At 70.7% G+C, this 24,424-nt stretch carries 26 protein-coding genes; 11 read left to right on the forward strand and 15 right to left on the reverse strand.

Going from position 1 to position 24,424, the window contains the following annotated elements:
• Positions 1-47 precede the first annotated feature (47 nt).
• Entirely contained in the window at positions 48-548 is a 501-nt protein-coding gene (locus OG570_RS19125; protein ID WP_326958073.1) for a DUF3761 domain-containing protein, read from the forward strand.
• A 69-nt stretch (positions 549-617) separates the two neighbouring features.
• Complete coding sequence (locus OG570_RS19130; RefSeq protein ID WP_442788322.1) at positions 618-2,057, forward strand: MFS transporter; 1,440 nt, start codon at positions 618-620, stop codon at positions 2,055-2,057.
• 43 nt (positions 2,058-2,100) lie between these two features.
• On the opposite strand, the gene OG570_RS19135 is transcribed toward OG570_RS19130, so the two are convergent.
• Genes OG570_RS19135 through OG570_RS19150 form a run of 4 tightly spaced genes read right to left on the reverse strand, consistent with a single transcriptional unit; the run spans position 2,101 to position 6,736 of the window.
• Positions 2,101-2,907 carry an SAM-dependent methyltransferase gene (locus OG570_RS19135; RefSeq protein ID WP_247057299.1) on the reverse strand — a complete coding sequence of 269 codons (807 nt, stop codon included), beginning with the start codon at positions 2,905-2,907 and terminating at the stop codon, positions 2,101-2,103.
• A gap of 47 nt (positions 2,908-2,954) precedes the next feature.
• Positions 2,955-3,752 (reverse strand): SAM-dependent methyltransferase, encoded by a 798-nt coding sequence (locus OG570_RS19140; protein WP_326958076.1) that lies wholly within the window; start codon positions 3,750-3,752, stop codon positions 2,955-2,957.
• 42 nt (positions 3,753-3,794) lie between these two features.
• On the reverse strand, positions 3,795-5,354 hold the full coding sequence (locus OG570_RS19145; RefSeq protein ID WP_326944200.1) for an acetolactate synthase large subunit: 1,560 nt from the start codon (positions 5,352-5,354) through the stop codon (positions 3,795-3,797).
• Positions 5,351-6,736, reverse strand: coding sequence for an FAD-binding oxidoreductase (locus tag OG570_RS19150; RefSeq protein WP_326958078.1), 1,386 nt, complete (start codon positions 6,734-6,736; stop codon positions 5,351-5,353). The genes OG570_RS19145 and OG570_RS19150 overlap by 4 nt, the downstream gene beginning before the upstream one ends.
• A 157-nt stretch (positions 6,737-6,893) precedes the next feature.
• Between OG570_RS19150 and OG570_RS19155 the strand changes: the two genes are divergently transcribed.
• Positions 6,894-7,715 carry an aldo/keto reductase gene (locus OG570_RS19155; RefSeq protein WP_326958080.1) on the forward strand — a complete coding sequence of 274 codons (822 nt, stop codon included), beginning with the start codon at positions 6,894-6,896 and terminating at the stop codon, positions 7,713-7,715.
• A 536-nt stretch (positions 7,716-8,251) separates the two neighbouring features.
• Here the strand turns inward: OG570_RS19155 and OG570_RS19160 are convergent.
• Positions 8,252-8,749: a DUF3830 family protein gene (locus OG570_RS19160; RefSeq protein ID WP_247057290.1), complete on the reverse strand. Its 498-nt coding sequence runs from the start codon at positions 8,747-8,749 to the stop codon at positions 8,252-8,254.
• 2 nt (positions 8,750-8,751) lie between these two features.
• Positions 8,752-10,008: an aspartate aminotransferase family protein gene (locus tag OG570_RS19165; protein ID WP_326958082.1), complete on the reverse strand. Its 1,257-nt coding sequence runs from the start codon at positions 10,006-10,008 to the stop codon at positions 8,752-8,754.
• Between the two features lie 93 nt (positions 10,009-10,101).
• On the opposite strand from OG570_RS19165, the gene OG570_RS19170 reads away from it, so the two are divergent.
• From OG570_RS19170 to OG570_RS19180, 3 genes are read left to right on the forward strand one after another with little or no spacing between them, the layout of a single operon-like run.
• Positions 10,102-11,565 (forward strand): NAD-dependent succinate-semialdehyde dehydrogenase, encoded by a 1,464-nt coding sequence (locus OG570_RS19170; protein ID WP_326958084.1) that lies wholly within the window; start codon positions 10,102-10,104, stop codon positions 11,563-11,565.
• Positions 11,562-12,620, forward strand: coding sequence for a tartrate dehydrogenase (locus OG570_RS19175; protein WP_326958086.1), 1,059 nt, complete (start codon positions 11,562-11,564; stop codon positions 12,618-12,620). Before OG570_RS19170 ends, OG570_RS19175 begins: the two co-directional genes overlap by 4 nt.
• A 60-nt stretch (positions 12,621-12,680) precedes the next feature.
• Positions 12,681-13,145, forward strand: a complete 465-nt coding sequence (locus OG570_RS19180) for a DUF4262 domain-containing protein (RefSeq protein ID WP_326958088.1) — start codon at positions 12,681-12,683, stop codon at positions 13,143-13,145.
• 253 nt (positions 13,146-13,398) lie between these two features.
• On the opposite strand, the gene OG570_RS19185 is transcribed toward OG570_RS19180, so the two are convergent.
• Genes OG570_RS19185 through OG570_RS19195 form a run of 3 tightly spaced genes read right to left on the reverse strand, consistent with a single transcriptional unit; the run spans position 13,399 to position 15,657 of the window.
• Entirely contained in the window at positions 13,399-14,109 is a 711-nt protein-coding gene (locus OG570_RS19185) for a GntR family transcriptional regulator (RefSeq protein ID WP_326958090.1), read from the reverse strand.
• Position 14,110: 1 nt separating this feature from the next.
• On the reverse strand, positions 14,111-14,857 hold the full coding sequence (locus OG570_RS19190; RefSeq protein ID WP_326958092.1) for a maleate cis-trans isomerase family protein: 747 nt from the start codon (positions 14,855-14,857) through the stop codon (positions 14,111-14,113).
• 59 nt (positions 14,858-14,916) lie between these two features.
• Entirely contained in the window at positions 14,917-15,657 is a 741-nt protein-coding gene (locus OG570_RS19195) for a maleate cis-trans isomerase family protein (protein WP_326958094.1), read from the reverse strand.
• Positions 15,658-15,761: 104 nt separating this feature from the next.
• Between OG570_RS19195 and OG570_RS19200 the strand changes: the two genes are divergently transcribed.
• Genes OG570_RS19200 through OG570_RS19210 form a run of 3 tightly spaced genes read left to right on the forward strand, consistent with a single transcriptional unit; the run spans position 15,762 to position 18,453 of the window.
• A complete protein-coding gene (locus tag OG570_RS19200; RefSeq protein ID WP_326958096.1) occupies positions 15,762-16,760 on the forward strand; it encodes a D-2-hydroxyacid dehydrogenase in 999 nt (332 codons plus the stop codon).
• Positions 16,757-18,139 carry an amidase gene (locus OG570_RS19205; RefSeq protein ID WP_326944189.1) on the forward strand — a complete coding sequence of 461 codons (1,383 nt, stop codon included), beginning with the start codon at positions 16,757-16,759 and terminating at the stop codon, positions 18,137-18,139. Before OG570_RS19200 ends, OG570_RS19205 begins: the two co-directional genes overlap by 4 nt.
• Before the next feature lie 56 nt (positions 18,140-18,195).
• Entirely contained in the window at positions 18,196-18,453 is a 258-nt protein-coding gene (locus OG570_RS19210; protein ID WP_326944188.1) for a hypothetical protein, read from the forward strand.
• A 228-nt stretch (positions 18,454-18,681) separates the two neighbouring features.
• Here OG570_RS19210 and OG570_RS19215 read toward each other — a convergent pair whose 3' ends face one another.
• Both OG570_RS19215 and OG570_RS48290 read right to left on the reverse strand, forming a co-directional pair.
• Positions 18,682-19,011 carry a hypothetical protein gene (locus OG570_RS19215; protein ID WP_326958098.1) on the reverse strand — a complete coding sequence of 110 codons (330 nt, stop codon included), beginning with the start codon at positions 19,009-19,011 and terminating at the stop codon, positions 18,682-18,684.
• The gene (locus OG570_RS48290; RefSeq protein ID WP_442788280.1) at positions 18,957-19,355 is read right to left on the reverse strand and encodes an ArsR/SmtB family transcription factor; all 399 of its coding nucleotides are present in this window, start codon (positions 19,353-19,355) and stop codon (positions 18,957-18,959) included. Before OG570_RS48290 ends, OG570_RS19215 begins: the two co-directional genes overlap by 55 nt.
• 65 nt (positions 19,356-19,420) lie before the next feature.
• On the opposite strand from OG570_RS48290, the gene OG570_RS19220 reads away from it, so the two are divergent.
• Entirely contained in the window at positions 19,421-19,900 is a 480-nt protein-coding gene (locus OG570_RS19220; protein ID WP_326958100.1) for a MaoC family dehydratase, read from the forward strand.
• Here the strand turns inward: OG570_RS19220 and OG570_RS19225 are convergent.
• The 3 genes from OG570_RS19225 to OG570_RS19235 form a co-directional block, all read right to left on the reverse strand.
• Positions 19,851-21,095 carry an MFS transporter gene (locus tag OG570_RS19225; protein WP_326958103.1) on the reverse strand — a complete coding sequence of 415 codons (1,245 nt, stop codon included), beginning with the start codon at positions 21,093-21,095 and terminating at the stop codon, positions 19,851-19,853. The two genes, OG570_RS19220 and OG570_RS19225, sit on opposite strands and share 50 nt — an antisense overlap.
• Positions 21,092-21,277, reverse strand: coding sequence for a hypothetical protein (locus OG570_RS19230; RefSeq protein WP_326958106.1), 186 nt, complete (start codon positions 21,275-21,277; stop codon positions 21,092-21,094). The genes OG570_RS19225 and OG570_RS19230 overlap by 4 nt, the downstream gene beginning before the upstream one ends.
• Positions 21,278-21,402: 125 nt before the next feature.
• Positions 21,403-21,918 carry an ArsR/SmtB family transcription factor gene (locus OG570_RS19235; protein ID WP_326958108.1) on the reverse strand — a complete coding sequence of 172 codons (516 nt, stop codon included), beginning with the start codon at positions 21,916-21,918 and terminating at the stop codon, positions 21,403-21,405.
• A 107-nt stretch (positions 21,919-22,025) separates the two neighbouring features.
• Between OG570_RS19235 and OG570_RS19240 the strand changes: the two genes are divergently transcribed.
• Positions 22,026-22,985 carry an aldo/keto reductase gene (locus tag OG570_RS19240; protein WP_326958110.1) on the forward strand — a complete coding sequence of 320 codons (960 nt, stop codon included), beginning with the start codon at positions 22,026-22,028 and terminating at the stop codon, positions 22,983-22,985.
• A 16-nt stretch (positions 22,986-23,001) separates the two neighbouring features.
• On the opposite strand, the gene OG570_RS19245 is transcribed toward OG570_RS19240, so the two are convergent.
• Positions 23,002-24,366, reverse strand: a complete 1,365-nt coding sequence (locus tag OG570_RS19245) for a WS/DGAT/MGAT family O-acyltransferase (RefSeq protein ID WP_326958113.1) — start codon at positions 24,364-24,366, stop codon at positions 23,002-23,004.
• Positions 24,367-24,424 lie beyond the last annotated feature (58 nt).

Consider the following 24,424-nt stretch of genomic DNA (forward strand, 5'->3'; position numbering starts at 1 on the left):
CCGGTCACCGACTAGGCGGCATTGATTCGCTTGGCTGAGGAGTGGCAGTGGGTAAGAAGCTCGGGTTGGTCCTGGCGGCGGGACTGCTGGTCGCGGGCTGCGGCGCGGGTCCGCAGCAGTACAAGGACACCGGCAACGTCGGGGTGATCGCGCCGACGACATCGAGCTATTCGACGCCGACGTATTCCGTTCCGGTCACGACCGAAGCGCCGGCCACCTCCGCATTGCCGACGACGTCCGACGTGCCGGTCGCCACGACGGTTCCGGCCGCGCCGAATACCGTCGCACCCAAGGCCGTCGCGCCGAAAGCCGTCGCGCCGAAGACGACCGCGGCGAAGGCCCAGGCGCCGAAGACCACGGCCAAGCCCGCGCCGCAACCGGCCGCGTGCGGTGCCGACTACTACCGGAACGTGGACGGCAACTGCGTGCACCGGCCCGGCAGCAGCCCCGCAGGCGCGACAGCCCTCTGCAAGGACGGCACCTACAGCTACAGCCAGAACCACTCCGGGACCTGCTCGGGGCACGGTGGAGTGCGCACCTGGCTGTGAGATGTGCGGCATCGAGCACGAATGGATCGGAATCCCCCAGCACGTAGGTACAGTGCATGAAGTTGCATGATGCGTACTAACTACACATCTGGGGGTGTGGTGTCCCGTCCCGAAGGGTCCGGCCGCGCGATCGTCGTCGTCCTCGCTTCGTGCGGGCTGGTGGCGTCGTTCATGCAGACCCTGGTCGTGCCGCTGATCCCGGTGTTCCCGAAGCTGCTGCACGCGTCGGCCGCCGACGCGTCGTGGGTGGTCACGGTGACGCTGCTCGCCGCGGCGGTGATCACGCCGGTCAGCGGCCGGCTCGGGGACCTCTACGGCAAGCGGCGGATGATCCTCATCAGCCTCGCCGTGCTCATCGCCGGTTCCGTCGTGTCCGCGACGACCAGCGCGCTCGCGTTCCAGATCCTCGGCCGCGGGCTCCAGGGCTGCGCGATGGGCGTGATCCCGCTCGGCATCAGCATCATGCGTGACGAGCTCCCGCCCGAACGCGTCGGCGGCGCGATCTCCCTGATGAGCGCGACGCTCGGGGTGGGCGGCGCGATCGGGCTGCCGGTCGCGGCGCTCGTCGCCGAGAACGCCGACTGGCACGTGCTGTTCTGGACGGCCGCCGGGCTCGGCCTGGCCTGCGCGCTGCTGATCCTCACGGTGGTGCCGGAGTCGTCGCTGCGCACGCCCGCGCCGTTCGACTACTTCGGCGCGTTCGGCCTGGCCGCAGGCCTGCTCTGCCTGCTGTTGCCAGTGGTGAAGGGCGGCACCTGGGGCTGGACCAGCGCGCCGACGCTCGGCCTGGCCGCGCTGGCCGTCGTCATCCTGGTCGGCTGGGGCGCCTACCAGCTGCGCCGCCGCGACCCGCTGGTCGACCTGCGAGTCTCGTCCCGCCGTCCGGTGCTGTTCACGAACCTGGCGTCGATCATGGTCGGCTTCGCGTTGTACGCCATGGCGTTGTCGTTCCCGCAGCTGCTGCAGGCTCCGTCGTCGACCGGTTACGGGCTCGGTCAGACCATGGTCGAGTCCGGGCTCACGCTCGCGCCGAACGGCCTGGTGATGATGCTGCTCTCGCCGGTGTCGGCGCGGCTCATCACCCGGTTCGGCCCGCGGCCGACGCTGATGAGCGGCGCGCTGGTGATCGCCGTCGGCTACGCGTTCGCGATCGTCCTGATGGACAACGCGCTCGAGCTCATCACGGCCTCGGTGATCATCGGCGCCGGCGTGGGGATCGCGTACGCGGCGATGCCCGCGCTGATCATGGGCTCGGTGCCGGTCACCGAAACGGCGTCCGCGAACGGCCTGAACGCCCTGATGCGTTCGGTCGGCACGGCGGTCTCGAGCGCGGTGATGGCCGCGATGCTGGCCCAGCTGACGATCAGCGTCGGCGGCCTGGCGGTGCCGTCGCTGGGTGGCTTCCGCGCGACGTTCGCGGTGGCGGCGTGCGCCGCACTGGCGGGCGTCGCGCTCGCCGCTTTGGTACCGAAGACGAAGGTGGCGCCGGTCCTGGTCGGCGTCGCGTAACCGCGGGTCCGGGTGGCGAAACCCGGACCCGCGGCGCACGCCGTCAGTTCTTGCGCGCCACCAGCGCCAGCCCGCCGCACTCCGTCGGGTCTTCCGGCATGTCGTCGGCGGCGTCCGGGCGCCACTGCGGGATGAACACGACGCCGGGGTCGACGATCTCGAAGCCGTCGACCAGGGCACGCAGCTCGTCGGCCGAGCGCGGGATCACCGGGTTGGAGCTCTTCTTGTACATCGCCACCGCGCGCGCGGTCTCGTCGCTCTGCCGCTCGTGCGTGGCCGACGACAGCGCCAGGTAGCTGCCGGGCGCGAGCGCGTCGCGGTAGGCCGCGAGCAGCCGGGCGGGTTCGCGCTCGTCCGGGATGAAGTGCACGAACAGCGCCATCACCACCATCACCGGCTGGTCCAGGTCCAGCATCATCTCGGTGGTGTCGTGCTCGAGGACGTCGTCCGGGAACTCGGCGTCGGCGTACACCATCGCCGCGTTCTCGTTGTCCTCCAGCACGATCTCGCTGTGCGCGACCGCGACCGGCTCGTTGTCCACGTAGACGACCCGGGACGTCGGGTCGGCGGCCTGCGCGACCTCGTGCACGTGCCCCACGGTCGGCATGCCCGAACCGATGTCGAGGAACTGCCGGATGCCCTGGTCCATCCCGAACCGGATCGCGCGGCGCAGCCACTGCCGGTTGAGCTGCGCGCGCTCCCGCGCGTTCGGCTGCGCCGTCAGCACCTGCTCGGCGAACATCCGGTCGACGGCGTAGTTCAGCTCGCCGCCGAGGATGTAGTCGTACACACGCGCGGCGTTCGGCTTGTCGAGGTCGATGCCGCGCCTAGCGAGTTCGTCTTCGGTCATCCGCCGCTCCCGGGCTCAGGTGTGACGCGAGAATAGCCCGGCCCGCGTCAGGCCTTGCGCGCCACCAGCGACAGACCGCCGGACAGCGCGGGCGGGTCTTCGAGCGGCCCGTCCGGGCGCCACTCCGGCGTGAACACGACACCCGGCGGCAGGACCTCGAACCCGTTCACCAGCGCGCGCATCTCGTCGGGGGAGCGCAGGGTCAGCGGCGTGCCGCTCTTCTCGTACAGCGCGACCGAGCGCTGCGACTCCTCGCCCTGGCCTTCCCACGTGCCCGACGACAACGCCAGGTAGCTGCCCGACGGGAACGCGTCGAAGTACTGCGCGATCAGGCCGGCCGGATCGCGGGAGTCGGGGATGAAGTGCACGAACGCGGCCATGATGATCATCACCGGCTGGTCGAAGTCCAGCATCGACTCGGTCGTCGGGTGCTCCAGCACGTCGTCCACGTACTCGGCGTCGGCCTGCACCATGGCCGCGTTGTCGTTGCCCTCCAGCACGATCTCGCTGTGCGCGACGGCGATCGGCTCGTTGTCGACGTACACGACCTGTGACTCCGGGTCGATCCCCTGGACGACCTCGTGCACGTGCCCGACCGTCGGCATGCCCGAGCCGATGTCGAGGAACTGCCGGATGCCCTGTTCCGCGCCGAACCGCACGGCCCGGCGCAGCCACGCCCGGTTGACCACCGCCATGTGCCGCGCGTTCGGCAGCACGCCCAGGACCTGGTCGGCGAACATCCGGTCGACGGCGTAGTTGAGCTTGCCGCCGATCATGTAGTCGTACACGCGTGCCGCGTTCGGGCGCTCGAGGTCGATGCCACGCTGCGCGTGCTGGTCGGTCATCGCCGCTCCTCGCCGTCGGTTCGACGGCGAGGATAGCCCGGTTCAGAGCAACGGCGGCACCGCGGCGTCGATAAGGTGCGGCCCGGGTTCGGCGAACGCGCGCTGCAGTTGCTCGGCGAGCTCCTCGGCGGTCGTCGCGCGGGTCGCGGGCACGCCCATGCCCTCCGCGATCTTCACGAAGTCCATGTCCGGCCGCGAAAGGTCGAGCAGCTCGTTCGCCTTCGGGCCGCCCTGCGCCCCGACGCGCTGCAGCTCCAGCCGCAGGATCGCGTACGCGCGGTTGTTGAGCAGCACCGTCGTCACGTTCAGGTTTTCGCGCGCCTGCGTCCACAGCGCGGAGATCGTGTAGAGCGCGCTGCCGTCGGACTGCAGGTTGAGCACGGGACGGTCCGGCGCCGCCACGGCCGCGCCGGTCGCCACCGGCATGCCGTAGCCGATCGCGCCGCCGGTCAGCGTCAGGACGTCGTGGCGCGGCGCGCCCGCCGTCGCCGTCGGCAGCATCAGGCCGGACGTGTTCGCCTCGTCGGCGATGATCGCGTTCTCCGGCAGCAGCGCGCCGATGACGTCGACCCAGTTCTGCGGGGTCAGCGGGCCGCTCGGCAGGGCGGGCCGGGACGCCTGCTGCAGCACCGGCTCGGTGTCCGCGGCGACGAGGTCGGCGACCTCGGTCAGCGCGCGCGTGACGTCCTGTCCGAGCGACGCAAGCGTGTGCACCTGGGCACCTTCCGGCACCAGGTCGCTCGGCTTGCCCGGGTAGGCGAAGAACGACACCGGCGCCTTCGTGCCGGCGACGACGATGTGCTTGATCCCGTCGAGCTGGTAGGTGACCTGCTCGGCGAGGTACCCGAGCCGCTCGATCGTCGGCAGTCCCTCGCCGCGCTCGAGCCGGGACGGGAACGTCTCGACGAACGCCTTCGCGCCGGTCGCGGCCGCGATCCGGCTGGCCGCGCGGAGTCCTTCTTCGTGGCACGCGGCGCCGCCGATCAGCAGGGCGACGGGCTCGCCGGTGCCGAACACCGCGGCGACGTCCTTGACCGTGGTCGCGTCCACCGCCTGCGGCACGCGCGGCGGGATCGGCGCGCACGTCTCGCCGCCTTCGCCCCACGAAGCGTCCGCGGGGAGGATCAGCGTGGCGACGCGGCCGGGCGCGTCCTGCGCCGCGGCGACCGCGGCGGCGGCGTCCGCCCCGACGTCCTTGGTGTGCTCCGAGCGGCGCACCCAGCCTTCGAGCGAGCTCGCGATGGACTCGATGTCCGATTCCAGCGGCGCGTCGTACTGCTTGTGGTAGGTCGCGTGGTCGCCGACGACGTTGACGATCGGCGTGTTCGCGCGGCGCGCGTTGTGCAGGTTCGCCAGGCCGTTGCCGAGGCCCGGGCCGAGGTGCAGCAGCGTCGCGGCGGGCTTGCCGGCGATCCGCGCGTAACCGTCGGCGGCACCGGTGACGACGCCCTCGAACAGCGCGAGCACGCCCCGCATCTCCGGGACGGTGTCGAGTGCGGCGACGAAGTGCATCTCCGACGTGCCGGGGTTCGCGAAGCACACTTCGACGTCGGCGTCGACCAGGGTGCGGATCAGGGACTGGGCGCCGTTCAGCTCGCTCATGCGGTTCCTTCGGTGAAGAGAACGCCGGGGTTGAGGATCCCGGCGGGGTCGAAGCTCTGCTTGATCCGGCGCATCAACGCGATCTTCGCCGGGTCTTCGAGTTCCTGGTAGTAGCTCGCCTTGGTGCGGCCGAGGCCGTGCTCGCCGGAGATCGCGCCGCCCAGTTCCATGGCGTGCGCGAAGATGTCGGTGAGCAGCTGCTTCCGCTTGTCGGTGTCTTTGCAGAAGATCCCGAGGTGCACGTTGCCGTCGCCGGCGTGCCCGCAGCCGATCGCGCCGCCGCCCGCGGCCATCGCGAGCTCCCGCGCCTTCTTGATGAACTCCGGCATCGCGGTGCGCGGCACGACGACGTCGATGACGTCGTCCGCGCCGGCCGCCTTCGCGGTCCAGAAGGCCTTCTCGCGCGCTTCGATGAGCTTGCGCGCGGCGGCGCCGTCGAGGACGTAGACGTCGGTCGCGCCGAGCTCGCCGAGCAGCTCGCCGACGGTCTCGACGTCCTGCTCCAGCCGCTGCGCCTCGCGGTTCTCCAGTGCGACGACGAGGTACGCCTCCGTCGTCTCGCGGATCTTGTCCGGTACGCCGAGCTCGAGCTTCTCGTTGTAGACGATCGCCGCCATCGTCAGGTTGTCGATGTATTCGAGGATGTGCGGCGCGAGCCCGCTGGAGAGGATCTCCGGCACGGCGGCCATGACCTGGTCGAAGTTGCCGAACGGCGCGAGCACCGTGGCGCCGTGCGTCAGCCGCGGGTGCAGCTTGACGATGACCTCGGTGGCCAGCGCGAGGGTGCCTTCGGAGCCGATGATCAGCTGGGTGAGGTCGTAGCCGGTCGACACCTTCGACGTCTTGCCGCCGGTGCGGAGGATCTCGCCGGTCGGCAGCACGGCCTGCAGGCCGAGGACGTTGTTGCGGGTGACGCCGTACTTCACCGCGCGCATCCCGCCGGCGTTGGTGCCGACGTTCCCGCCGACGCTCGCGCTCAGCTCGCCGGGGTAGACGGTGTAGCTGAGCCCGGCTTCGGCCGTCTTGACGTCGAGTTCGGCGAGCGTGACCCCGGGCTGTACGACGGCGACGTGGTTGCCGGTGTCGATCTCGAGCACGGAGTTCATCCGCTCGAAGGAGATGACGAGGCCGTCCTCGCGCGGCCGCGCGGCACCGGACAGCCCGCTGCCGGAGCCGCGTGCGGTCACCGGGATGCTGTGCTCTGTAGCCGCCTTCAGCAGCTCCGCGACTTCTTCTGCCGTTGCCGGCTTCGCGACGTACGCGGGCTTCTGCGGCTCCGCCGTCAGCGCTTCGTCGTGCGCGTAGTCCTCGGAGATCGCCTCGCCCGTGAGCAGGTTCTTGTCCCCGACGATCTCGGCCAGCTGTGCCGCCACGTCGCCCATCGAGAGTCTCTCCTCCGCGCCGTTGCTGTGGTTACCGCAGCGTAGTACGTACCGCCAGTACGCCGCTATGAAGATGTTTCACATTTGGCGGGTGGGTCAGAATTTAGCTCAGGCTAAATCTCTGGTGGGTGACGGCCGGCGGGGCGAGGCTTCCGGCATGACATCGACGTACACCTTCGACGACGGCTTTTCCGTGCGGCGCCTGGGGTTCGGCGCCATGAGGCTGACCGAGTGGGACCACGTTCCGCCGGGGAGTGCGGCCGTTGCGCGCCGGGCGGCGGAGCTCGGCGTGACGTTCTTCGACACCGCCGATGCCTACGACCTGGGGCGGAACGAGGAGCTGCTCGCCGAGGCGCTCCACCCGTACCCGGGGCTGCTCGTGGCGACGAAGTGCGGGCACGCGCGCCCGAGCCGCGGCGAGTGGGTCCCGCTCGGCCGGCCCGAGTACCTCCGGCAACAGGCGGAGCTCTCGCTGCGACGCCTGCGCGTCGACCGCCTGGACCTGCTGCAGCTGCACCGGCTCGACCCGCAGGTGCCGCTCGCGGACCAGGTTGGCGCGCTCGCGCGGCTGCGGGAGGAGGGCAAGGTCGCGCGGGTCGGGCTGTCCGAGGTGAGCGTCGCGCAGCTTGAGGAAGCCCGGGCCGTCACGCCCATCGCGAGCGTGCAGAACCGCTACAACCTGACCGACCGGGCGTCCGACGACGTCCTCGACCACTGCGCGCGCGAAGGGATCGCGTTCATCCCGTGGCTGCCGATCGCGAACGGTGGGCACGCGACGGCCGGCGGGGTGCTCGGAAAGGTCGCGGCCGATCTCGGCGCGACACCCGCTCAGGCGTCCCTCGCCTGGCTGCTGCGCCGGTCCCCGGTCGTCATCCCGATTCCCGGGACGTCGTCGCTCGAACACCTCGAAGAGAATTGCGGTGCGTCGAAAATCGAGCTTTCCGACGACGATTTCGTGCGGCTGTCCGCGAGCGCGTGAAACGGCCCGGCCGCGGTTTCCCGCGACCGGGCCGTTCGGTCGCCTAGGTCAGACCAGCCAGCCGAGGACGTGCGCCAGGTGCGCGAGAACGCCCGTGAGGATGTCGTGGGCGTGGTGCGCGTGCTGGGCGAACATCTGCATGGAAAGGCTCCTTAATGAATGATTCCTGATTCCCTGGAGTTGCTCTCGCGAGGAGCTGAATCAGGTTTTCACCGTGCTGGCGACCTGTCAAAGAGCCGAATTCCGGGAATCCTGCCGTCGCGGAATCTTCCCATGCTAAACACGTAATCCCTTCGTGTTTGCCGCCGGGGTGCCCTGGTCGGCGGTCAACCACTCTGGGTAGCAACTGGACCGATCATCACTGTCGGTGATGCCGGGCTTGATCCGGCAACCTGGGCTGTTGCGTAGCTCGATCTGGTGATCACCGGCCACGAAAGGTGAAACTCCGACGATCACCCTTTCGAGTGGCGGAAGGCGCAAAAAGGGAACGCCGGGTGCGGTATTCGCACCCGGCGTCCCCTTGGCGGGTAAGGGTTTCAGGCCCGCGCGAACGAGAGCGTCTCGCCCTCGACACCCCGTAGCCAGAGGTCCTGCGCGGCGGCCGCCATCTCGGCCAGACCCTCCTCGATCGTGGCGAACACGTTGCCCGGCACCCAGCCCGCATCGCCGTTGATCAGCAGGTTGTTCCGCCCGTAGAAGATCGCGAGGTCGGTCGCACCCTGGTCGCTGTGGGCCTCGCTGCCGTCGTCGTAGCCGTACGCGGGGTTGCCGATCTCCCACGCTTCGAAGCCGAAGTACAGGACGTCCCCGGGGATCGGCGTGATCGTCGGGTTCTCCCGCCCCGGCTTCGGCTCCGCGAACGGCGGCACGAGCGTGTAGACCTCGTTGCGCGCGTACTTCGCGTGGTAGGCGGAACCGCTCTGCGGCAACGCGTCCCACACCGCCTTGCACGTGCGCGGCGCCTCGTCGTCCAGCAGCCGGGCCCGGCAGGCGATCCCGCGTTTGTCGAGGGTGATCGTGACGTACCGGGCCATCCTCAGCTCCCCGTGACGGACGCGACGACCTCGCCCCAGATGCGCAGCGCGTCGTCGACCTGCTCGGCGGTGACCACCAGCGGCGGCACCATCCGGACCACGTTCATGTACGGCCCGCAGGTGAGCAGCAGCAGGTTGTTCTTGGCCGCGGCCTGCTGCGCGGCCGCCGCGGTCGCCGGGTCCGGCTCGCCGTCGGCGGTCGTGAACTCCGAGCCGACCAGCAGCCCGAGCCCGCGCACCTCGCCGATCGCCGGCGTCTTGTCCGCGACGAGCCGCGCGCCGTCGAGCAGCTGCTGCCCGCGCGTCGCGGCGTTCTCCACCAGGTTCTCCTGCTGGATCACCTCGAGCGTCGCGATCGCCGCAGCGCACGAAACGGCGTTGCCGCCGTACGTCCCGCCCTGCGAGCCCGGGAGCGCCTTCGCCATCAGCTCCTGCGAAGCGGCGATGCCGGAGAGCGGGAAGCCGCTCGCCAGGCCCTTCGCGATGAGCACGATGTCGGGGGAGACGTCGAAGTGGTCGTGCCCCCAGAACTTCCCGGTGCGGCCGAAGCCGGTCTGGATCTCGTCGACGACCAGCAGGATCCCGTGCCGGTCGGCGCGCTCGCGCAGCCCGGCCATGAACTCGGTGTTCGCCGGGACGTAACCGCCCTCGCCGAGCACCGGCTCGACGAAGATCGCGGCGGTCTCGTTGGGCGCGCTGACCGTCTGGAACAGGAAGTCCAGCTCACGCAGCGCGAACTTCGTCGCGGTCTGCTCGTCCCAGCCGTAGTGGAAGGCGTAGGGGAACGGCGCGACGTGCACGCCGGCCATCAGCGGGCCGATGCCGGCGCTGAACCGCGTCCCGGACGTCGTCATCGACGCCGCTGCGACGGTCCGGCCGTGGAAGCCGCCCTGCATGACGATGACGTTCGGGCGCTTCGTCGCTTGCCGCGAAAGCCGCAGCGCAGCTTCGACGGCTTCGCTGCCGGAGTTCGCGTAGAAGAGCGAGTCGAGGCCGCTCGGCAGGACGTCACCGAGGCGCTTGGTCAGTTCGAGCAGCGGCTGGTGCATCACCGTCGTGTACTGCCCGTGGACGAGCTTGCCGATCTGCTCCTGCGCTGCTCGTACGACGTGCGGGTGGCAGTGCCCGGTGCTCGTGACGCCGATCCCGGCGGTGAAGTCGAGGTGCCGGTTGCCGTCGACGTCGTAGAGGTAAACCCCTTCACCGTGGTCGACCACGACGGGCGTTGCCTGCTTGAGCAGCGGAGATAGCTGGGCCATGGCAGCGTGCTCCTCGGTCGGTCTGAGTGGGTTGTCGATTGTTGACAATATCCATAGCATGGCCCTCGGGACAACACGTGAGGAGCAGTCGGGATGAGCGTGAGCACCGAGTCCGGCGTCGTCGACGCGGTCGGCAAGGAACTGTTCATCGGCGGCAAGTGGGTCGCCGCCGAGACCGGGAAGTCCTTCCCGGTCGTGGATCCGGCGACCGGCCGGGAGCTGTGCCAGGTCGCCGACGCCTCCCCGGCGGACGGCGTCGCCGCCCTGGACGCCGCCGTCGCCGCGCAGGCGGACTTCGCGAAGATGGCGCCCCGCGAACGCGGCGAGATCCTGCGCCGGGCGTACGAGCTGCTGATGGCGCGCCAGGACGAGCTCGCCCTGCTCATGACGCTCGAGATGGGCAAACCGCTGGCGGAGTCGAAGGGCGAGATCGCCTACGCCGCCGAGTTCTTCCGCTGGTTCGCCGAGGAGGCCGTCCGGATCGAGGGCGGCTACGCGACCGCGCCCAACGGCTCCGGCCGCTTCCTCATCACCAAGCAGCCGGTCGGCCCGACGCTGCTGATCACGCCGTGGAACTTCCCGATGGCGATGGGCACCCGCAAGATCGGCCCGGCGATCGCCGCGGGCTGCACGTCGGTGATCAAGCCCGCCGCGCAGACGCCGCTGTCGATGCTCGCGCTGGCCGGCATCCTCGCCGAGGCCGGGCTGCCCGCCGGCGTCCTCAACGTCGTCACGACCAGCGACTCCGGCGGCGTGATGGAGCCGCTGATCCGCGACGGCCGCGCCCGCAAGCTCTCCTTCACCGGGTCCACCGGCGTCGGCCGCAAGCTGCTCGAACAGTGCGCCGACAAGGTGCTGCGGACGTCGATGGAGCTGGGCGGCAACGCGCCGTTCCTGGTCTTCGAGGACGCCGACATGGACGCGGCCATCGACGGCGCGATGCTCGCGAAGATGCGCAACATCGGCGAGGCGTGCACCGCTGCGAACCGGTTCTACGTGCAGCGCGGCGTCGTCGAGGAGTTCTCGCGACGGCTGACCGAGCGCATGCAGGCCCTGCCGATGGGCCGCGGCACCGAGAATGACGTCGTCGTCGGCCCGCTGATCGACGAAGCCGCCGTCACCAAGGTGACCGAGCTGGTCAAGGACGCCACCGACCGCGGCGCGAAGGTGCTCACCGGCGGCGCCGGCGTGGACGGTCCGGGCCACTTCTACCAGGCGACCGTGCTCACCGACGTCCCGCAGGAAGCGCGTCTGACGCACGAAGAGATCTTCGGGCCGGTCGCGCCGATCTCCGCGTTCGACACCGAGGAAGAAGTGGTGGCGAAGGCGAACGACACCGAGTTCGGGCTCGTCTCCTACGTCTACACCAGCGATCTCAAGCGGGCGCTGCGCGTCTCCGAGGCGCTCGAAGCCGGGATGATCGGGCTCAACCAGGGCATCGTGTCGAACCCGGCGGCGCCGTTCGGCGGAATCAAGGCGTCCGGGCTCGGCCGCGAGGGCGGCTCGTTCGGCATCGAAGAGTTCCTGGAGACCAAGTACATCGCGGTGGCCCTGTGAGCTCCTACCGCATCGCAAGCATCCCCGGCGACGGCATCGGCGTCGATGTCACCATCGAGGCCCGCAAAGTCCTCGACGCCGCTTCTTCGAAGTTCGGCTTCTCCCTGGAGTGGACCGAGTTCGACTGGAGCTGCGAGCGCTACGCCCAGCTCGGGTCGATGATGCCGGACGACGGCGTCGCGCAGCTCTCGGCGTTCGACGGGATCCTGCTCGGCGCGGTCGGCTTCCCCGGCGTGCCGGACCACGTTTCCCTGTGGGGCCTGCTGATCCCGCTGCGGCGCGCGTTCTCCCAGTACGTCAACCTGCGCCCGGTGCGGCTGCTGCCGGGTACGACGTCGGTGCTGGCCGGGCGGAAGGCCGAGGAGCTGGAGCTGGTGATCGTCCGGGAGAACTCCGAAGGGGAGTACTCCGCGATCGGCGGCCGGCACAACGCGGGCCGGCCGGACGAGTTCGTGCTGCAGGAGTCGGTGTTCACCCGCGTCGGCGTCGAACGGATCATCCGGTACGCCTTCGAACTCGCGCGGACGCGTTCTTCGCGTGTCTGCTCGGCGACGAAGTCCAACGGGCTCATCCACTCGATGCCGTTCTGGGACGAGATCTTCGCCGAGGTCGCGGCCGAGTACCCGGACGTCCACAGTGAACAGATGCACGTGGATGCCTTGGCCGCGCGCATGGTCCAGGCGCCGGACCGGCTCGACGTCATCGTGGGGTCGAACCTCTTCGGCGACATCCTGAGCGACCTCGCGGCCGCGATCACCGGCGGCCTCGGCATGGCACCGTCCGGCAACATCAACCCATCGGGTGAATCCCCGTCGATGTTCGAAGCGGTCCACGGGAGTGCTCCGGACATCGCCGGACAAGGCATCGCCAACCCCGTGGCGCAGATCCTGGCGGCCGCGATGCTGGTCGAACACCTGGGCGAAACCGTTGCCGCGCAAGCGATCCGCGCCGCGGTGGACCGGGTGCTCGACGAGGGCCGGGTGCGCACGCCGGACCTCGGCGGCAGCGATACCACAGAACGGCTCGGCACGGCAGTGGCCGAAGCACTGGGCTGAGTTTTTGTCGGTGCCCTCCGGCACGGTGGTCCCCAGTCCACCGAGGGGGAGGAGACACCGATGTGTCAGCAGTGCGAAGACCCGGACAGATCCGGGTACCTGGAACGGCTTCGCGATGGCGTGGCCGACCGGGGCTGGCTCGTGCAGGGCGTGGAAAGCGCCGGGCCGTACCCGCCGTGGGCCTACACGATCGGGCTCAGCGGATACGGCCTGCCCGAGCTGGTCGCCACCGGGCTTCCGTTGCGGGCAGCGGCAAACCTGCTCAACGACATGGCGAGCCATGCGCTGCACGCAGCGCCACTCGAGCCCGGTGAACGCATCCCGTTGCGCGGCGGCCCGCTGATCGAGGTCGTACCGCTCGCCGAGCCGTCGGCGCACCTGGTGTTCGCGGTCGCGTTGTACGGGCCGGAAATCCGGGCGCTGCAACTGGTCCACGCGGACGACCGGGGCCGCTGGCCCTGGTCGCCCGACTTCCGCGACGGCCACGGCGGCCAGCCGGTCCTGGGGGTCCGCCATGTCCGCTGACTGCGAGTGCGCGCTGCCGGTCGGCTGCTTCCCGGTCCCCGTGCGGTCCGTCCAGGTACGCCTGCCGCCTGCCCGGGTGCGCGAGCCGACCCCTCTGATGCCCGTGTCGACCTTGCGCTCACGCGTGCCGACGCTCCGATCACGCGTGTCGCGCCTGCGATCACACGTGTCGGATCTCCGATCACGGGCGTCCTCGTTGCGAGCGCGGGGAAGTCGCGTGATCGGGCCGGCGGCACGGGTGCTCGGCCGAGCGTCAGGGCACCGGTGGGGCGTGTCCCTCCACGAGGCTGGTGCCCGGTGCGAGGCGCTGCACCGCGTCCTCCATGTGCGCGTCCAGGAGGGCGAGCGCCGTCTCCTCGTCGCCCTCGCGGAGGGCCTGGATGAGCTTCGTGTGCTCGTCCACACGCTCTTCGACCCGTTGGTAGGTGCCCTGGAGCGCGGTCAGGCACATCCGGGTCTCGATGAGCAGGGTCCGGGCCATCCGGACGAGCCGCTTGCTGCCGGAAGCGTTGATCAGGGCCTCGTGGAACCTCAGGTCCGCCGTCGAAAGCGCGCTCGGGTCGTCGTCACTCGCGGCGGCCGCCATCTCGACGACAGTCCGCTCGAGCACCTCCGCGATCCGGTCGCGTTCGCCGCCGCGGATGGCGCGCAGCATCGCGGCGCGTTCGATCGCGGAGCGGGCGGCGTAGATGTCGTAGACGTCACCGGGCTCGAGGTCGATCACGAACAGGCCGCGGTGCCGTTCACTGCGCAGCAGTCCTTCGGACACGAGATGCTGCATGGCTTCCCGGAGCGGCCCCCGTGACACCTGGAACCGGGCGGCCAGGTCGGTCTCGCCGAGCTGGGTGCCCGGCGGCAGGGTGCCGGTCATGATCGCGTCACGCAGCTGGCGCGCGATGACGGCGGCCGTCGACTCGCGGCTGACCGGCTCGATCGCGGGGAGCATGCCCGGTGGGAGCGCCATGTCAGGCGCTCCGGTCCGGCACATGCCGGAAGAGTGCGCCGAGGGAGCGGACGAGGCGGTGCCGCCCGGTCAGGCGCAGGCCCTCCCAGACGGTGACCTGGTTGGCGGTCAGCACGGGCTTCTTCAGTGCGGCTTCGAGGGTGTTGATCTCCTGGAGGGTTCGCATCGCGGTGTCCGGCACCAGCACCGCGTCGGCGTCCGGGTGGTCGTGGCGCACGGCGAGCTCGACGACGGCCTCCGGGGGCAGCGCGCCGACCTCGGCCGCGGTGACGATGTCGGCGGCGGCCATCGAGACGACCTCGATGCCGCCGGCCTCGAGGAAGCCCGCGAACAGCCGGGCGATGTCGTCCGGGTAGGTGGCGGCGACGGCGACCCGCTTGACGCCGAGGGAGCGCGCGGCGTGCACGAACGCAAAGGAGGTACTGGAAGCGGGCACGCCGGCGACGGCTCTCAGCCGGTCGATCTGGTCCTGGGCGCCGTCCCAGCCGTAGACGAAGCTGCCGCTGGTGCAGGCCCAGATGACGGCGTCGGGCTCGTGTTTCTTGAGCAGGGCGGCACCGTCGGCGAGGCGGGTCTCGCTGCCGAGGTCCAGCAACTCGGCGACCGCGTGCTTGTCGGTGCCGTAGATGTGCTCGACCGCGAGCCGGATGCCGCCTTCGGCGGCGGCCGTCCCGCCGAGCAGCTGCTCGGCGAGCGGGTAGTCGTCTTCGGCCGCGTGGTCGGGGTAGATGAAGCCGATGGTGGTCACGGAACCTCCGGAGAGACGCAAATTGTCGACAATCCTAGAGGGATGGTCAAGGAAACCCTTCACGACACGTCACGAAGCCACTTCCCGGGGCCGACGATGGGCAGGTTCATGCGGCGCAGGCACGCCCACATGGTCAGCTGGTTGGCCGTGAGCACCGGTTTGCCGAGCGCGGTCTCGAGCGGCTCGATCAGGTCGTAGGTGGGGAGGTTGGTGCAGCTGACGAAGATCGCTTCGGCGTCACCGTGGTCGGCGGCGAGGATGCGCTCGGCGATGGTCCGGTAGCTGACCTTCCAGATCCCGCCGCCCAGCCCGAGGTGGTCACTGGCGACGGTCTCGACGTTCAGCTCGCCGAGGAAGTCGTGCAGCGCCCGGGTCAGGTCGGCATCGTACGGCGTGAGCACCGAGACGCGGTGCAGGTCGAGCTGGTGCAGCACCTCGGCCAGCGCGCCCGAGGTCGTGACGGCGTCCGGCGCGCCGGCGTCGCAGATCGCCTTGGTCAGCGAGCGCTCGTAGTCGACGCCGTTGACGAAGCTGCCCGACGTGCAGAGGTAGGCGACGACCTCGGGCTCGACGTGCAGCACGTCGCGGGTGGCGCTGGCCAGGTGGTGGCTGTCGCTGACGAGGCGCGCCATCTCCATGCTCACCGGCACGGGCTCGTACGGCGTGCGGGCGAGGTGCAGCGACACCTCCATCGGTACCCAGCGCCAGAGCTCGCGCTCGAGGGCGAGGTCGAAGGGCGCGATCACTCCGATGCCGCGCTGCGCCAGCGGGCCTTCGAACGCCAGGAAGTCAAAATCCAAGGCTCAGCCTCCGGAATACGTCTGAACTTGATGACACGTCCGGTGCTCCGGGGGTCGTTCCTCGGATTGTTGACAATCATACGAGCCGCTTTTACCGTGTCAACGTGATCGCCTCGGAAACCCGGGAAACTCCGGTCCTGGCCGTGCTCTGCGGCGAGCACCGCCCACCGGACATGCGTGCAGTCGAATCCGGGGCGGTCGTGCGTTACACGGACGCGGTGGGATTGCCCGAAGCGCTGTCCGGAGCGGACGCGCTGTTCATCTACGACTTCCTCTCGACGGCGGTGCCGGGCGCCTGGTACGCGGCCGACCGGCTGCGCTGGCTGCACATCGCCAGCGCCGGCGTCGACCCGGTGCTGTTCCCGGGGCTCGTCGAGAGCGACGTCGTCCTGACCAACTCGCGGGGCGTCTTCGACGACGCCATCGCGGAGTACGTCCTGGGCGTCGTGCTCGCCTTCGCCAAGGACTTCGCGCGCTCGCACGACCTGCAGCGCGAGAGCCGCTGGCTGCACCGCGAGAGCGAGCGGATCGCCGGGCGCACGGCGGTGGTCGTCGGCACCGGGCCGATTGGGCGGGCCATCGCGCGGCTGCTGCGTGCGGCCGGAATGCGGGTGAGCGGCGCCGGACGCCGCGCTCGTACCGGCGACCCCGACTTCGGAGTCGTGCACGACTCCGCGCAGCTCACCGAGTACTTGCCCGAGGCCGACTACGTCGTAGCAGTCGCACCGCTGACCGAAAACACCAAGGGAATGTTCGACGCGCGCGCGTTCGCCGCGATGAAGCCGTCGGCGCGGTTCGTGAACGTCGGGCGGGGCGAGCTGGTGGTCACGTCCGACCTGGTCGCGGCGCTGACGGATCGCGCCATCGCCGGAGCTGCGCTCGACGTGTTCGACACCGAGCCGCTGCCGCCCGAGAGTCCACTGTGGAACATGCCGGACGTGCTGCTCTCGCCGCACATGTCCGGGGACTTCATCGGCTGGCGGAACACGCTGGTCGAGGTGTTCGCCGAGAACTTCCGCCGCTGGCGCGCTGGGGAGCCGCTGCGCAACGTCGTCGACAAGACGCTCGGGTACGTGCCGTCGGGGAACCAGGGAGCCGGATGAACGACAGGATGCTGACCGCCAGCGAGCTCGTCGCCGCCTACTCGAGCGGTGAGCTCTCACCGGTCGAGGCGACGCAGAACGCGCTGCAGGCCATCGAGGCCCGGGACGGTGAGTGCAACGCCTACACCCTCGTCGACGCCGACGGGGCGCTGGAACAGGCCAAGGCGTCCGAGATCCGCTGGCGCGACGGCAACCCGATCGGCCTGCTCGACGGCGTGCCGTCCTCGATCAAGGACATGTTCCTGACGCAGGGCTGGCCGACCGTCCGGGGCTCGAAGAGCATCGATCCGGACCAGCCGTGGGACGTCGACAGCCCGGTCGCGGCGCGGATGCGCGAGGCCGGCCTCGTCCTGCTGGGCAAGACGACCACGCCGGAGATCGCCTGGAAGGGCGTCACCGACAGCCCGCTGCAGGGCATCACGCGCAACCCGGCCGACCCGACGAAGACCTCGGGCGGCTCCAGCGGCGGCAGCGCCGCGGCGGTCGCCGCCGGGATGGGTGAGCTGTCCGTCGGCACGGACGGCGGTGGCTCGGTGCGGATCCCGGCGTCGTTCTGCGGGATCGTCGGGCTGAAGCCGACCCACGGCCGGATCGCGCTTTACCCGGCGAGCCCGTTCGGGCCGCTGTCGCACGCCGGCCCGATGGCGCGGTCGGTCGACGACACCGCGCTGCTGATGGACGTGCTGTCGATCCCCGACCACCGCGACCCGGCCGCGCTGGCGCCGCCGGTGACGTCGTTCCGCGAGGCGGTCCGGCGGGACGTGCGCGGCCTGATCGCCGCGTTCTCGCCGACGCTCGGCTACGTCGACGTCGACCCGGAGGTGGCCGCGATCGTCGCGGCGGCCGTGCGCGCGCTCGGCGACGCCGGGCTGCACGTCGAAGAGACCGACCCCGGGTTCGCCGACCCGAAGCCGGCGTTCGACGTGCTGTGGTCCTCCGGCGCGGCGAAGCTGCTCGACAGCTTCCCGCCGGGGTCCGAGGACCGCACCGATCCCGGCCTGCGCAAGGTCTGGGAGCTGGGCAAGACGTGGTCGGCGAGCGACTACCTCGACGCGACCGCCGAGCGCGCCGCGCTGGGCATCCTGATGGGCGAGTTCCACACGCGCTACGACGTGCTGATCACGCCGACCGTCCCGATCCCCGCGTTCGAGGCGGGCCACAACGTGCCGCCGGGCAGCGGGCTGAGCGAGTGGCCGGAGTGGACGCCGTTCACGTACCCGTTCAACATGACCCAGCAGCCCGCGATCAGCGTGCCGGCCGGGAAGACGTCGGCGGGCTTGCCGGTCGGCCTGCAGATCGTCGGGCCGCGGCACTCGGACGACCTCGTGCTGGCCGTCGCGAAGCTGCTGGAGGAAGTGCGGCCGTGGGCGCCCGCCTGACCACGTAAGGGTGAAACCCCGGCCACGGCAGGGAAAGCTGTGCCACTGTCGGCCGGGTGAACGCTCAAGGCTGGCGGTACGAACGAGCTATTCCGACCGTCGACGTCACCGGGGAACCGACGCGGGTGGTCGTCGGGCTGATCGAGCAGGGCGACCGGCTGGCCGCGGGCTTGAGAGTCGGCGACGGCCCGGCCGCACTGGTCCCCTTGGAGACGGGCGGCGAGCTGCTCAAGGCGCTCCGCGAGACGCTCGAGAGCTGGTGGCGCCTGGACGGTCACCGCGACCTGACCCCGGAGCCCCGCGCAGGCCGGTAGCGCGAGCAACGGCCATCGCGGCCTGGTCTTGAGATCCGCGCCGGGCCGGTAGCGTGGCGGCCGTTGTGGCCTGACTATTGGCCGCGCGGGCGGCAGCGCGAGCAGGTCAAGTAGTGATGCGCGGGGCTGCGGCGCGGGAGCGGCAACCCCATTGCAGCCCGGCACTTATGCGCGGGACTGCGGCCGCGAGAGCGAAATCCACTGCGGCCCGACACTGATGCGCGGGCGTCAGCCGATGCCGAGTTCGGTGAAGCGGCGGCGTCCCGGTTCGGTGATCCGCAGGGCGCGACCACCGGGTCGGCGACGTACCCAGCCGTCGTCGAGCAACGCTGCGAACAGTGCTGCGCCCAACGCTCCGGCGAGGTGGACGGTGCCGTGCGACCAGTCGAGGCATGCCCGGACGCCGGGGCGCGAGTCCGGCAGTGCGGCGATGCCGAGGGCGGCCAGCAGCGGCTGGTCGAAGGTGCGGACCGTGCCGGATTCGCCGGGGGCCAGGTCGTCGATCACGCCGTCCTTGCGCAGCAGTGCCGCGATGTCGACGCCGAGCTGTCCGCCCACGTGGCCGTAGCAGGCCCGGGCCCGCAGCAACGGTCCCGTCGGTGGGTCGGGTTGGAGCCGCTCGGGCAACCGGGGCGGGGCGAGGGCGGCCAACGCTTCGACGAGCTGCGCGACCTCCGGGCCGGCCAGCCGGTGCAGGCGTTGGCGCCCCGCGTCGGTCGCACCAGTCCCGCGTCGCGGAGCCGGCGCAGGTGCGAACTCGCGGTGGACGGCGCGATCCCGGCCACGGTCGCCAAGGCCCGGGCGGAGTGCGCGGCGCCGTCCATCAGTTGCAGGAGCATCGCGGCCCGCGCCGGTTCGCCGATCGCCTGGGCGACCGAGGTGATGTCGGGTTCGCCGGGCATGGCGTCGAGCGTAGCCGGGGAACCGTTCGCTCCGGATCGAAGTGTTCTTGTGGCACCCTGCGGCCATGACGAGCGAGTTCGGCACCCCGATCGGCGACCGCTACTTCGCGGACTATGTTCCCGGCGCGACCTACGACTGCGGGAGCGTCGAGGTGACCGAGGCCGAGATCCTGGAGTTCGCCGAGCGGTACGACCCGCAGAGTTTCCACGTCGACCCGGCCGCGGCGGCGGCCGGCCCGTTCGGCGGGCTGATCGCGAGTGGCTGGCACACGGCGAGCCTGATGATGTGGCTCTACGCGGCGCACTACCTGTCCACTGTGGCCAGTCTGGGCAGTCCCGGGGTGGACGAGCTTCGCTGGCCGCGTCCCGTCCGGCCCGGGGCAGTGCTGCGGTTGCGCGCGACCGTGACCGAGGCCCGCGTCTCGCGGTCGAAGCCGGATCGGGGAGTGTTGCGCACGCAGGTCGAGTTCGTCGACGACGGCGGCGACGTGGTGTTCAGCGCGAGCCTGCTGAACCTCCTACTGGTGCGACCGGCGTCCGCCTGACCAGGCCGCGGATCTGCGGGCTGCACAACACGAGCGCGGTGGTGACGACGACCAGCACCGCGCCGCCGACCAGCGTCGTCTCGCGGCCGGCGTGCTCGGCCAGCGGGCCCGCGCTGATCTGGCCGAGCGGCAGCGCGAGGAACGAGCCGAGCATGTCGTAGGAGTACACGCGGGCGAGCTTCTCCGGCGGGATGTTCTCCTGCAGCGACACGTCCCACGCGACGGAGAACTGCTCGATCGCGATGCCGCCGAGGAACATCGCGAGCAGCAGCGGCGCCAGGTAGGGCGTCACGCCGAGTGCGATCATCGGGAGCGCGCCCGCCATGACCAGCGCGACGCCGAGGAACAGCATCCGCCGCGGTCGCCAGTGCGCCGCGAGGACGCCGCCGAGCAACGCCCCGGCCGTCTGGACCGCGAGGGCGAGGCCCCAGCCGGTGCGGCCGAACGTGTCGTCGGCGACCAGCGGGCCGAGCACCACGATCGCGCCCGAGTTGACCGCGTTGACCAGCATGAACTGCAGCACCACCAGCCACACCCACGACCGGGAGCGGAATTCGCGCCAGCCCTCGGCGAGTTCCGCGAGCGGGCGGCTGCCGGGGATGCGATCGCCGCTCGGCAGTCGGATCCGGTGGTAAGACAGCGCGGCGGCGACGAACAGCAGCGCGTTTCCGGCGAGTGCCCACCCGGAACCGGCGAAGGCGACCAGGACGCCGGCGAGACTGGCCCCGGCGATCCGGCCGATGTTCGACAGGAGGCGGAGCAGCGCGTTCGCCTGGGTGAGGAGCGTGCCGGGCACGGTCAACGGCGTGAGCGACGCGGCGGCGGGCAGCGAGATGGCCGAGACGGCGCCGTTGACGAGGCTGAGCCCGACCAGCAGCGGCACGGAGGCGAATCCACAGAGGACACTCGCGGCGATGGTGGCCTGCGTGAGCGCGGCGGCGGTTTCGGTGCCTTGCAGGATCACCGATCGCGGCAACCGGTCGGCGAGCATCCCGCCGAACAGCACGAGCAGGATGTTGGCGATCGATCGAGCCCCGACGACGATCCCGAGGTCCACGGCCGACCCGGTCAGGTCGACCACGGCGAAGGCCAGCGCGAAGGGCGCGACGGCGTTGCCGAAGTCGGCGAAGGTCCGCCCGGTGACGAGCGCCCGGAACCGGTGCTCCCGCAACGGAGCGAGCAACGGCAGGCTCATCGCGTCTCCTTCGCCGGCGTCGGGGCTGGTTCGGACACGGCGCTCGTCGGGAGCGCCTGCGGTGCACGGCCGGTGCCCGCCCGGACGACGTCGCGGCGGGCCGGCGCCGATCGGATGCGTCGCGCGAGGTCCGGCTGGGGAAGCAGGCCCGGTTCGACGCCGATGTCAAGTTCGCTGTCCACCGGGACGAAGTTGTCCACAGATTCCCGCACCCCCCGTTTTCGCAGGCAGGCGGCGGTACGCTGGGATCGGGGACGCCCCCCGGGAAGGGTGGGGGCTGCTCTTCGGGCCGGCTCGGATCCGGTGGTCACGGTGCTTCTCCCGGCTTCAGCTCGAAGAGCGCCATGCTGACGCTGACGCGGACCGTGCCCGGCGTTCTCGGGGCCTGCGCCGCGGTGTGGAGTTCGTGGCTCAGAGCCTTCGCGCGGGCCAGGAGGTCCGACCACACCTCCGGGGCCAGCCACAGGTCCGCGTCCGAGAGTGACGCTGGGCGGCCCGAGGCGCGCGACTCCGCTCGGCGGAGCAGCTCGCTCGCGATCGCCCTTGTCAGCATCTGCTCCTCGACGGGGTCCCGGGACGTGAGGCGCCGGCCGGAGTCGGGGTCGTGGCGGTAGCGCTTGGCCCGGCCGCCGCGGATGCGGACTTCTTCCGCGACCTCCAGCAGGCCCGCGTCGTGCAGGCGGCGGAAGTGGTAGCTGATGTTCGCCTGGGTTTCGCCCAGCTCGCGTGCTGCCTCCGCCGCGCTCATCGCCGTGCCCGTCAGCAGCGAGAGGATCCGCATGCGCAACGGGTGGGCCAGGACCCGGAGGTCGTCGAGGGACATGCTCCCGAGTTTCGGGGATGCGAGCGCAACTGTCAAAGAGTTATTTGGGGGTTTCGCTCGCCGGGAAGATCGGTGCAGTGGTCCGACGTCTGTGCTGTGCTGGACGCATGCGTACGACGATCTTGGGCCGCAGCGGCCTCGAAGTCTCGAAGATCGCCTTCGGGACGTGGCAGCTCGGCGGTGACTGGGGCGCCTTCGACGAGGACACCGCGATCGCGGCGATCCACCACGCCCGCGCGCTCGGCGTGAACTTCTTCGACACCGCGCAGGCCTACGGTCGCGGCCGGTCCGAAGTGCTGCTGGGGCGGGCGCTGCAAACGGAGAAAGACGTCGTCGTCGCCACCAAGGGCGGCATCTACCCGCGGGCGCAGCGGCCGCGCGACTCGCGGCGCGCGTGGCTCACCCAGGGGCTCGACGAGAGCCTGCGCAACCTCGGGCGTGACCACATCGACGTCTACCAGGTGCACTGGCCCGACCCCGACACCCCGGCGGCCGACGTCGCCGGACTGCTGCAGGAGTTCGTCGACGCCGGCAAGGTCCGGCACGTCGGCGTCTCCAACTACGACGCCGCGCAGCTGGCCGCGTTCGACGAGACGCGGCCGGTCGAGACGCTCCAGCCGCCGTACCACCTGTTCCGGCGCGGCATCGAGACCGATCCGCTGCCCTACGCCCGCGAGCACGACATCGGCGTGTTCGTCTACAGCCCGCTCGGCAGCGGCCTGCTCACCGGCGCGTTCACCCCGGACAGCACCTTCGAAACCACCGACTGGCGGTCACGTTCATCCGCGTTCCAGGGCGACAACCTGCGCCGCAACCTCAAGATCGTCGACGAACTCCAGGCCTTCGCCGCGCACCGGGACATCACCGTCAGTCAGCTCGCCATCGCCTGGACGCTCGCCCGGCCGGGAGTGCACGCCGCGATCGTCGGGGCGCGCCGGCCGCAGCACATCGAGGCGAGCCTCGCCGCCGCCGACATCACGCTGACGCCGGACGACTTGGCCGAGATCGACCGCATCGCCGCCGGCGCCGTGCAGATCGCCGGCGCCGCGCCGGAGGGCGTCGCCTAGTCCACTGTGGACAGATCTACTTGACGGCCGCTTCCAGCTCCACCAGCGCCGTGTCGAGGTGCGTGAGAATCCGCTGCAGGTGCGGCACGCTGCGGCGGCACCCCATGATGCCGAAGTCGAGGTTGTCGCCGTTGCTGGTCAACGTGATGTTCACGGCCTGGCCGTCGAGCAGCACCGACGCCGGGTAGATGCCGTCGAGCTGCGCGCCGTTCCAGTACATCTGCTTGCGCGGGCCGGGCACGTTCGAGATCACCAGGTTGAACGGCGGCCGCGTGTTGTTGACGACGCCGGGGATCGGCGAGACGCCCAGCTGCGCCACGTTGATCCCGGACAGCAGCAGCGTCTGCAACGGCGTCAGCTCCGAGAACAGCCGCTTGCCGTTGCGCATCGACTGGTGGATCGCGACGAGCCGCTTGCCGGCGTCCGGCAGGTCGGTGGCCAGGTTGCACAGCAGGGCGCCGATGTTGTTGCCCGTCGCCTCGCCCGGGTCGGTCTTGCGGCGCAGCGAAACCGGCACCATCGCGATCATCGGCGCGTCCGGCAGCGCGCGCTGCTCGATGAGGTAGTCCCGCAGCGCGCCCGAGCACATCGCGAGCACGACGTCGTTGCGCGACACCCCGGCCGCGTTGGCCACCTGCCGCACGCGGTCGAGTGACCACGACTGCGCCGCGAACCGGCGCGCGCCGCCGATCGGCACGTTGAACATCGTCCGCGGCGCCTGGCCCGGCAGGGTCACCGTGTGCTCGCTGAACGCTTCCCGCGCGACCTTCACCGCGGCCGGCGCCAGGCTCGCGATCTGGTTGACCGTCTTGCCGGCGCTGTCCAGCAGGGACCGGGGGCGCTTGGTGCGGCCTTCGCCCGGTTTGTGCCGCGTGCCCCACCAGGGCGGGCAGTCCATGTCCGACGGGTCGTCCGACAGCGTGCCCTGCAGGTGACGCAGCGCCGAGACGCCGTCCATCAGCGCGTGGTGGACCTTGGTGTAGACGGCGAACCGGCCGTCGGCCAGGCCTTCGACGAGGTGGATCTCCCACAGCGGCCGGTGCCGGTCGAGCAGCGTGCTGTGCCAGCGGCTGGTGAGCTCCAGCAGTTCGCGGATCCGGCCCGGCTGCGGCAGCGCGGAGTGCCGGAAGTGGTAGTCGAGCTCGAGGTCGGCGTCGGTCGACCAGGCGACGTGCCCGAGCGTGTTCACCGGGCGGGCCGGGCGGCGGCGGAAGACCGGCCGCATGTTGTCCGAGTCGAGCAGGTTCCGCCGGAGGCCGCTCAGGTAGTCGGGGCCCGCGCCCTCGGGCTTCTTGAACAGCTGCAGGCCGCCGACGTGCATCGGATGCTCGCGCGTCTCCACCAGGAGGAACATCGAGTCGGTCACCGGCATCATCGGCATCGGGCATCACCTTCCGCGCGCGGAGCGTCGCTGCCCCGGTGGGCCGACTCTACGCGTT

Source organism: Amycolatopsis sp. NBC_01286, assembly GCF_035982555.1.
In the GTDB taxonomy this organism is placed as follows: Bacteria; Actinomycetota; Actinomycetes; order Mycobacteriales; family Pseudonocardiaceae; genus Amycolatopsis.